At 76.0% G+C, this 8733-nt stretch carries 5 protein-coding genes; all 5 read right to left on the bottom strand.

Annotation, left to right across the window (positions count from 1 at the left end; genetic code table 11):
- Positions 1 to 1839, bottom strand: a 1839-nt coding sequence (locus tag ACSNOC_RS02515; RefSeq protein ID WP_436745527.1) for a bifunctional glycosyltransferase/CDP-glycerol:glycerophosphate glycerophosphotransferase, incomplete at its 3' end; no start/stop codon positions are given.
- A 154-nt stretch (positions 1840 to 1993) separates the two neighbouring features.
- The gene (locus tag ACSNOC_RS02510; protein WP_436745534.1) at positions 1994 to 2893 is read right to left on the bottom strand and encodes a carbohydrate ABC transporter permease; all 900 of its coding nucleotides are present in this window, start codon (positions 2891 to 2893) and stop codon (positions 1994 to 1996) included.
- Positions 2894 to 2916: 23 nt separating this feature from the next.
- A complete protein-coding gene (locus tag ACSNOC_RS02505) occupies positions 2917 to 4215 on the bottom strand; it encodes a carbohydrate ABC transporter permease (RefSeq protein ID WP_436745526.1) in 1299 nt (432 codons plus the stop codon).
- A gap of 32 nt (positions 4216 to 4247) precedes the next feature.
- Positions 4248 to 5615: an ABC transporter substrate-binding protein gene (locus ACSNOC_RS02500; protein WP_436745525.1), complete on the bottom strand. Its 1368-nt coding sequence runs from the start codon at positions 5613 to 5615 to the stop codon at positions 4248 to 4250.
- A gap of 217 nt (positions 5616 to 5832) precedes the next feature.
- On the bottom strand, positions 5833 to 8433 hold the full coding sequence (locus ACSNOC_RS02495; RefSeq protein WP_436745524.1) for an FHA domain-containing protein: 2601 nt from the start codon (positions 8431 to 8433) through the stop codon (positions 5833 to 5835).
- Positions 8434 to 8733 lie beyond the last annotated feature (300 nt).

Raw genomic sequence — 8733 nt, 5'->3', positions numbered from 1 at the left:
GTGGAAGCCCCGCACCGGCGGCGCACCGGCCGCCCCCGGGCCCCTCAACGGCACCTGGCTGCTGGTCACGTCCGGGGCGCCGGGCGCGCAGGGGCCGTGGGGCCCGTACGGGTCGCGGACCAGCAGCAGGAAGCCGGGGCCGAGCCGGCCGGCCAGCCGCTCGAAGTCCAGCGGCGGCAGGTGGCCGCGCGGGTGGCGGCGGCGGGCCGGGGCGTAGAGCACGGCCAGCACGCCGTCGGGGATGCCGAGCCCGGCCCGCAGGCGGAGCACGTCGTCGGCGCTCGCGGTGTGGAAGACGTCGGCGGCGGGGGAGCCGTACTCCAGCGTCAGGTAGTCGGCCGGGTAGGCGCCCTCCCAGGCGAGGGTGGAGTGGCGGTTGGCGGAGAGGCAGTAGTCCCAGCCGTCGATCTGGCGCAGCAGCCGGGGGATGTCGCGGCCGGGCGCGTCGAGACCGGCGTGGGCGAGGGGGGTGCCGCGGTGGGTCTGGAGGCGGAGCTGGCCGGGGCGCCGGACCAGGGCCGGGGGGAAGCCGGCGCTGCTGACCAGGTAGCGGGCGCGGGCGACGGCCGTCCAGTAGGGCGCGGTGCCGGGGACGAGCCGCCGCGCCCCGGCCGGGAGCGGGTGCCGCTCCGGTCCGGGCGGGGTCACCCAGGCGGTGCGGATGCGGGGGGCCAGCTCGCGCAGCTTCGCCTCGATGGCGGCGGGCTGGCAGGCGTGGCCGCCGCTGCCGCCCCCGGCGAAGACCGCGAGGCCGGGGTCGAGCGGGCGGCGCAACTGGCAGCGGTAGTGCGCGCGGAGCAGGGCGGCGCGCAGGCGGCGGCCGGTCCGTTCGCGCATCCGGCGGGCCAGGCGGTGGCCCGTCCACAGGATGTGGAAGGCGCGGCGGGCGCCGAGGCGGAGCAGGAGCTGCCGCAGCCCGGCGCGGCGGTGGCGCCGGCCGCCGCCGATCGCGGTGGCGCCGGCCGCGGCCCGGTGGCGGCGGCAGAGCGCGGCGCCCAGCCGGAAGAACTCGGCGCGGTCGGCGGCGGGCACCAGGCCGCGGGTGCGGTAGACGGTGCCGAGGTGGTCGACCATGCGGCGGTAGAGCGCCGGGCGCCAGCGGTCGCCGCCGGGGACCGCGGCGAGGCGGGCGAAGAGCCGTTCGTACTGGGCCAGGATGTCCAGGTGGCCGCGGCCCGCGTTCCGCGCCCGGCCGCCGGTGCGGCGCCCGCGGTGGTGCACGCAGACGCGGTCGAGGACGGCGATGGAGTCGGCGGCGGCGAGCGCGGGGTAGAGGAAGGGGACGTCCTGGTAGTGGCCGGGCGGGAACCGCAGGCCGTGCCGGGCGAGCAGGTCGCGGCGGTAGGCGGCGGACCAGGCGACGGGCGGCAGGCGCAGCAGGGCGGGCCGGTGGGTGAGGGGGAAGGCGGCCGGGCCGTGCTCGGCGAGGAGTCCGGGGGGTGCGCCGGGGGCGACCGTGCCGTCCCAGGAGACGCGGGCGTGGTCGAACAGCAGCAGCGCCGGGTCACCGGCGGCGGCCAGCCGGGTGGCGACGGCGGCCAGCGCGCCGGGGGCGAGCGTGTCGTCGCCGTCGAGGAAGAGGACGTACTCGCCGGTGGCGCGGGCCAGCCCGGCGTTGCGGGCCGGTCCCGGGCCGGCGTTGGCGGGCAGCCGCAGGCCGGTGACCCGGTCGTCGGCCGCGGCGGCCTCGGCGATGATGTCGCCGCAGGCGTCGGGCGAGGCGTCGTCCACCGCGATCAGTTCCAGGTCGCGGCAGTCCTGGGAGAGCACGGACGCCAGGCAGGCCGGGAGATACGCCTGCACCTGGTGGGCGGGCACGATGATGCTGAAGCGGGGCACGGCACATCCCGGGGGCGACACGTCGGATTACACGGACGATCCGACAATCGCTCTTCATGGATGTCTTTCCGCGCATGCGGCGGGTGTCGCGGGGACGCATTCGTTCAATCGGACGCAGCGTTCCGTCGGACGCGGCGTCCACCGGACGCGACCCCTACTTCACGGCGCCGGCCATCACTCCCGTGACGAACTGCCGCTGGAAGGCGAAGAAGATCGCCAGCGGGATGATCATGGTCAGGAACGCGCCCGGGGCCAGGACGTCGAAGTTGCTGCCGAACTGGCGCATCTCCTGCTGGAGGGCGATCGTCATCGGCGGCGAGCCGTTGTCCGCGAAGATCAGCGCGATCAGCATGTCGTTCCACACCCACATGAACTGGAAGATCGCCAGCGCGGCGATCGCCGGTCCGCCCAGCGGCAGCACCACCCGGAGGAAGAGCCGGATCTCGCCCGCGCCGTCGAGCCGGGCGGCCTCCAGCAGCTCGCGGGGGATGTCCGCGAAGAAGTTCCGCAGCAGGAAGATGGCGAACGGCAGACCGAACGCCGAGTGGAAGAGCACCACGCCGAGCGTCGTCTCGAAGATGCCCAGGGTGTTGAACAGCCGCGCCACCGGGATCAGGGCCACCTGCACCGGGACCACCAGAAGCGCCACGACCAGCAGGAACCACCCGTCGCGGCCCGGGAAGTCCAGCCAGGCGAACGCGTAGGCCGCCAGCGAGCCGAGCACCACGACCAGCAGGGTGGACGGGACGGTGATCGCCACCGTGGTCCCTATGGAGCCGGTGAAGTTGTCGTTGGCGAGCAGCGCGTCGTAGTTCGACCAGGTGAGCTGGTCCAGGTCGGTCAGCACCTCCCACCAGCCGGACGAGGCGATGTCGCGCGCGTCGCGGAAGGAGGAGGCGAAGAGCCCGGCGGTGGGCAGCAGCCAGACGACGGCGAGCACGGCGAGGACGACGCGCATCGTGCTCCCGGCGGCGAGCGAGGCCAGCCGCGACGCGAGCGGGCGCCGGGGCGGTCCCTCGGCGGGCTGCGGCGGAACGCCCGCCGGGTCCGGCAGTCGGTCGGTTGTGGTGGGAGCGGTCACCGTCGGTTCTCCCGTCGCAGCCTGCGCACGTTGAAGATCATCACGGGCACCACGAGCAGCAGCAGGAACACCGCGATCGCGCTGCCCACGCCCTGGTCGGCTCCGGCGCCGAAGGACGACAGGTAGAGCTGGAGGGCCAGCACGTTCGCGTCGGCCTGGCTGGAGGCGGGCGGGATGACGTAGACGAGGTCGAAGATCTTGAGGACGTTGATCATCAGCGTCACCAGCACCACGGCGAGCACCGGGGCCAGCATCGGGACGGTGACGCGGCGGAAGACCTGCCACTCGTTGGCGCCGTCGACGCGGGCCGCCTCCAGGGTCTCCCGGGGCACCGAGGCCAGTCCCGCGCCGATCAGCACCATCGCGAAGCCGGCCCACATCCACACGTAACTGCCGATGATCGCCGGGGTGATGAGGTCGGGGCCGAGCCACTCGACGCCGTTGTAGGGGGCGGTGAAGCTGTCGGCCGCCAGCCGCACCCGGGCGCCGTCGGCCTCGGCGGGCAGGGTGAACGTGCCGTCCTCGGCGGTCTCGGCCTCGGCCACCACCGTGCCGTCCCGCACCGCCTCCACGGTGATCCCGGCCAGGGCGCGCTCCCCGGGGTCCACCGCGTCCCGCGTGCCGCCCCCGCCGCGCGTGAAGTCCATCCAGACCGTGCCGGAGACCTCGCCGGGCCGGGCCGCCGCCACGGCGGCGGGCTCGGCGTCGGCCAGCTCCGGCTGCGGCACGGCGACCAGCGGCACCAGGACGGGCGAGCCCGCCTCGACGGGCTCGGTCAGCAGGTACGAGCCGTCGTCCTGGGCCTCGACCGGGCCGCCGGGGCGCGGCTGGGCGTCGGGCCAGGACGAGCTGCCGGCGAACGTGTCGTGCACGGTCGTGGCCAGCGCGTTGGCCACGCCCCGGTCCGGGTCCTGCTCGTACACCAGCCGGAAGATGATGCCCGCGGCCAGCATGGAGACGGCCATGGGCATGAAGACGATCAGCTTGAACGCGGTGGCCCAGCGGATGCGTTCGGTCAGGACCGCGAAGATCAGGCCGAGCGCGGTGGTGAGGGCCGGGGCGACGACGATCCAGATCAGGTTGTTGCGCAGCGCGGTCCTGATCGCGTCGTTGCTGAACATCTCCCGGAAGTTGTCGAGGCCGACGAAGTCCTTGCCCGACGCGTCGAACAGGCTGCGCCACACCGAGTACCCGATGGGATAGACGACCAGCGCCCCGAGCAGCACCAGCGCGGGCAGCAGGAAGCACGCGACCGTCCAGGGACGGGACTTGATCACCGCCTTGCCGGATGCCATGGAAGCTCGCTCTCCGTCCGTCGTCGCTGGGGTCAGTCGCCGTACGCGCGGGCCGCCTGGGACTCCAGGTACGCCTGGGCCCCGGCGACGTCGTCGGGGTCGCGCAGGAAGTTCTGCAGGCCCTGCCACATGCCCTGGCCGGTCGTGGCGCCGAAGGCGCCGGGGGTCTGGTCCGACATGTCGAACCGGAAGTCGTCGCCCGCCGCGATCAGCGCCTCCGCGATGCCGCGCTGCACCTCGTTGGGGTACGCGTCGAATTCCAGCGACTTGTTGGGCGAGACGAAGCCGCCGCCCTCGGCCCAGGTCCGCGCGGCGTCGGTGGAGGCGAGGAAGGCGAGCAGCGCCTGCTGGGCCTCGCTCGCCTCGCCGTCCGGGGCGATGGCCACGGCGACGTCGCCCGCGCTGACCACGGGCGGCTCGTCGCCCACGGCGGGGAACGGGAAGACCCGGGCGTCCTCGCCGATCACGGCGTCGGTGCTGTCGCTGATGACCGACCCGACGAAGTCGGCCTCGAAGACCATGCCCGCGGCCGGGGTCTCCAGGTCGATGAAGGTCTGGGTGACGGAGGTCGGGAAATCCGTCTGGAGCGAGCCGTCGTTGCCGTTCTCCAGCAGCTGCGGGGAGCCGAACAGCTCCCCGAGGGTGGTCAGCGCCTCGGTGACGCTCGGGTCGGTCCACGGGATCTCGTGCGCGGTGAGCCGGTCGTACATCTCGGGCCCGGCCTGGGAGAGATAGACGTTCTCGAACCAGTCGGTGAGGGTCCAGCCGTCGGCGCCGGCCACGGAGACCGGGGTGGTGCCGGACTCCCACACCGTCCAGGCGGTGGTGATGAAGTCGTCCCAGGTGGCGGGGGCGTCGACGCCGGCGTACTCGAACGCCGCGGTGCTGTACCAGATCAGCGACTTGTTGGCGGCCTTCACGTAGACGCCGTACTGAGTGCCGTCGTGGTTGGCCAGGTCCTGCCAGCCCTCCGTGTAGTTGGCGTCCAACTGCCGCTGCACGGACGCGTCCACGGGCCCCAGCCAGCCGTTCTCGGCGAACTCGTGCAGCACGCCCGGCTGCGGGACCATCACCACGTCCGGCGGCGAGCCGCCCTCGATCTTGCTGCCGACGAACTGCGAGACGTTGTCGCCGCTGGGCACGAAGCTCACCGACGCGCCGGTCAGCGCCTCGAACTGGTCCATGACCCGCAGGAAGTTGTCCCGCTCGGCGCCGGTCCACACGGCGGCGACCTCCAGCGACTCTCCGCTGAGGTCGGGCAGGTCGATCGACGGTGGCGGTCCGGTCCGCTCCTCGCCGTCGTCACCGCCGCACGCGGTCAGCGTCAGCGCGCCGGCGGCGATCATCGCCGCCGCCGCGCGGGTGGTCCTCCGCCGGGGTCGCCGGCCCGAACCGCGCATGAGCACCGCCTCATCCGTGTCGAAGCGGCAACGCCCCACCGGTGCCCGGGGCCTGCCACGCCGCATGTCCTCCACGGCATGACTACGCCCGGTTCATGGAAGCGGCAAGAGCGCGGTCGCCGTCACGTTGCGTTTGTGACCGGGCTGTTATCGGTCTTCCATGCGCACATTCTGGAGAAGTCCGGAAGGAAACCGTTGCACATGCTCACATTTCCGCTCACACCAGGGTGGCCGTGGTCGTCGTCGCCCGGTCCGTCCGCGCGGCGCGGGCCGCCGCGCTGGCGAGCAGGGCGACGTCCGTCGGGCCGTTCCCCAGCTCGCGCACCGGGCGGCGGACCGCGGGCGGGTCGCCCGCCCGCGCCCAGTCCAGCCGGACGACGGTGGGGCGCAGGGTCGAGGTGCGCGGGATCCGGCCGGTGACCCGGCCGCCCTGGAACGTGACCGCCCGCCCGTCGCCGGACAGCAGCTCGGCGCGGCCGGGGGGCGACCCGGCCAGGACGATCCGCGCCGCCGCCGGTCCGGCCGCCGCCTCGTCCCGCCCGGCGGTGACCACCCGGACACCGAGCCGCTGTCCCTCGCGGGCCGCGGCCTCCACCGCGCGGACCACGGACCCGGCCGCCTGGCGGCCCGGCGCGCCCAGCGGGGGCGCCAGCAGGGCGTCGAAGTCGTCCACGAGGAGCACCAGCCAGGGCAGCGGGCCGCCGCCGGGGGCCGGCAGGCCCAGCGCGTCGGCCGGACCGGCGGCGCCGGGGGCGGCCTCCGGCTCGGCGGCGCGGGGGGCGATCACCCGGCCGCCGGGGCCCGGCCGGGCGGCGGCGAAGTCGGCGTCGCCGAGCAGCGCGGCCCGCCGCTTCAGCTCCTCGCGCAGCGCCTGCGCGAAGGCCCGCATCCGGGCCGGGTCCGTGGCCCCCAGGTAGGAGGCGACGTGGGGCAGCTCGGCGCAGGGCGCGAGCCCGTCGCCCGCGCCCTCGACCAGCAGCAGCGACAGGTCCGCCGGGCTCTGGGCGGCGGCCAGCGAGGCGGCCACCGCGGCCAGCAGCTCCGTCCGGCCCGACTTCGGCGGGCCGGTCACGGCCAGCGGCCCGGCGGCCTCCGCCAGCTCCACGCGCACCGGGCCCTCGGGCCCCGCGCCCAGCACCAGCGGCAGCCCGGACTGCCCGGCCCACCGGCCGCGCAGCGCGTCGGGCGTGACCCGGGACAGCTCCAGGGCGTCCAGCAGCCGGCAGCTCTCCGGCGGCTCGGCGGCGGCCGGGCCCGCGGGCCGGGCCGCCCCGGCGCCGCCCGGGGCGCTCTCGGCGGCGGAAGCGAGGGCCCGCGCGCACCGCTCGGCCCAGGCCAGGGACACCGCGTCCGCCCCCGACGCGGGCCCGGGCGTGCCGTCCGGGCCGACCAGCCGCAGGGCGGTGGCCACCGGACCGCTGACCACGGCCACCGTGCCGCAGGCGGCCAGCGGCGGCGAGGCGGCCCGGGCCGCGTCGAGCGTCTGGGCCAGCGGCGAGGCGGCCGTGGCCGGGGCCGTCTCGGCCAGCACCAGGAGGTGGATCCCGGCGGCCGGGCCCTCGGCCGCCAGCCGCGCCAGCGCCGCGCGCGCCTCGTCGGAGCCCGGATCGCCGTCGACCAGCACGACCGTGCGCCGCGCCCCGCGCGGGCGCCCGAGCAGCCCGGCCAGCTCGGCGGTCCTGGCCGCCGCCTGCCGGGCGTCGAAGGCCAGCAGCAGCCGGCAGTCCTGCCCGCGCGCCGGGCGCACCTGCGGCAGCCAGCCCAGCCAGGACCACTCCTCGGTCCGGTCCACGGCGAGTACGACCAGCTCCAGCGCGCTCGGCGGATGGAGGACCGCCAGCTGCGCGAGCACGGACCTGGCCACGCCGGTGACCCGCTCCCGCGGCCCGGCCAGGCCCAGCGAGCCCGCCTCCGGCAGGGCCACCGTGACCGGCCGCAGGGCGCCCGAGGCGCGCTGGGCCGCGCCGAGCCGCACGGTGAACGCGTCCGGGTGCGTGCCGCCCCGCTCCCAGCGGCGCGGCCCCGGCTCCAGCGCGGTGAGCAGCACGGTCGCCGGGTCCGGCCAGCGGGCCGCGGCGGCGTCCTCCGCCGGGTCGGCGGGCGGCGGAACGGGCTCCTCGCGGGCCTCGGCGGGCCCGGTGAGCATGCTCAGCGCCCAGCCGGTCAGCCCGCGGCGGGCCGCGCGGGGCGCGGCGCCGGGCGCGGGCGCCCCGGGCCCCGGAGCCGGACCAGCCGGAGCGGGGTCGGCGGCGTCGGAGACGAGCCGCAGCGCGGACTCGCCCAGCCGCAGCACGGCGCCGGGCCGCACGGGCACCGGACCGCCGGTGACCGGCACGCCGTCCACCGTGGTGCCGTTCGTCGAGCCCAGGTCGGTGACCGTGACCGCGCCGTCCGCGGCGACGGCGATCGCGCAGTGGGCCCGGGAGACGTCGGGGTCGTCCAGCGGAATGTCGGCCCCGGCCGACCGCCCTATCCGCGCGACGCCGCCGCGCAGCAGGTGCACGCCGCCCGCGTCCGGGCCGGCCACCACGAGCAGCCTGGCCGGCACCCGCTCCCGGCCCGCGCCCTCCACCGGCCGGTGGAAGGAGAGCACCGCGCCGTCCACCAGCGGCGGCTGCCCCAGCGGGGTGCGGCGCGGATCGAGGTGCCGCTCCTCGCAGAACACCGCGCCCGGCACGGCCGAGCCCGGCGTCACCGCCGCGGCGAGCGCGCCCAGCACGTCCGACAGGGGGGTGTCGGCGGGAGCGGTGATCTGCACGTCGACGCCGGCGGCGGCATCGCCGTGACCGAGAACGGTCAACCTGATCTGGATCGGCATCGGCCCTCCCGGTCACCTCGCCCGCCGGCTCCGGCTGTTCGCGCGCCCGCCCGCGTCAAGTCGTCGCATCGGATGCTGATGCTGAAAGCATCCTCCCATCCGCCACTGACAGTTGGTCCCGCCGTCGGTCCCTCATGATCTTGATTGGGCAGATTCTGATCAGATCCGACTATGAGTGATCGGCAACCGGGCGCTGCCCCCATGGCGTCCTCCCGTCGCGGGCCCGAACCATCCGCCGTCCACCGTCGGTGCGGCGGCACTACAGTAGGGGCCCGGATCTCGTCACCACCGGTCAGTTGA

The sequence above is a fragment of the Streptomyces sp. URMC 129 genome, assembly GCF_051386415.1.
Classification (GTDB): Bacteria; Actinomycetota; Actinomycetes; order Streptomycetales; family Streptomycetaceae; genus Streptomyces.
Note: the sequence above shows the minus strand (reverse complement) of the source record. Positions and strands in the feature narration are given on the sequence as shown.

Coding starts and splice junctions, on each gene's coding strand:
- ACSNOC_RS02505 (WP_436745526.1), bottom strand. CDS start 4,215: ATGGCATCCGGCAAGGCGGTGATCAAGTCCCGTCCCTGGACGGTCGCG.
- ACSNOC_RS02495 (WP_436745524.1), bottom strand. CDS start 8,433: ATGCCGATCCAGATCAGGTTGACCGTTCTCGGTCACGGCGATGCCGCC.
- ACSNOC_RS02500 (WP_436745525.1), bottom strand. CDS start 5,615: ATGCGCGGTTCGGGCCGGCGACCCCGGCGGAGGACCACCCGCGCGGCG.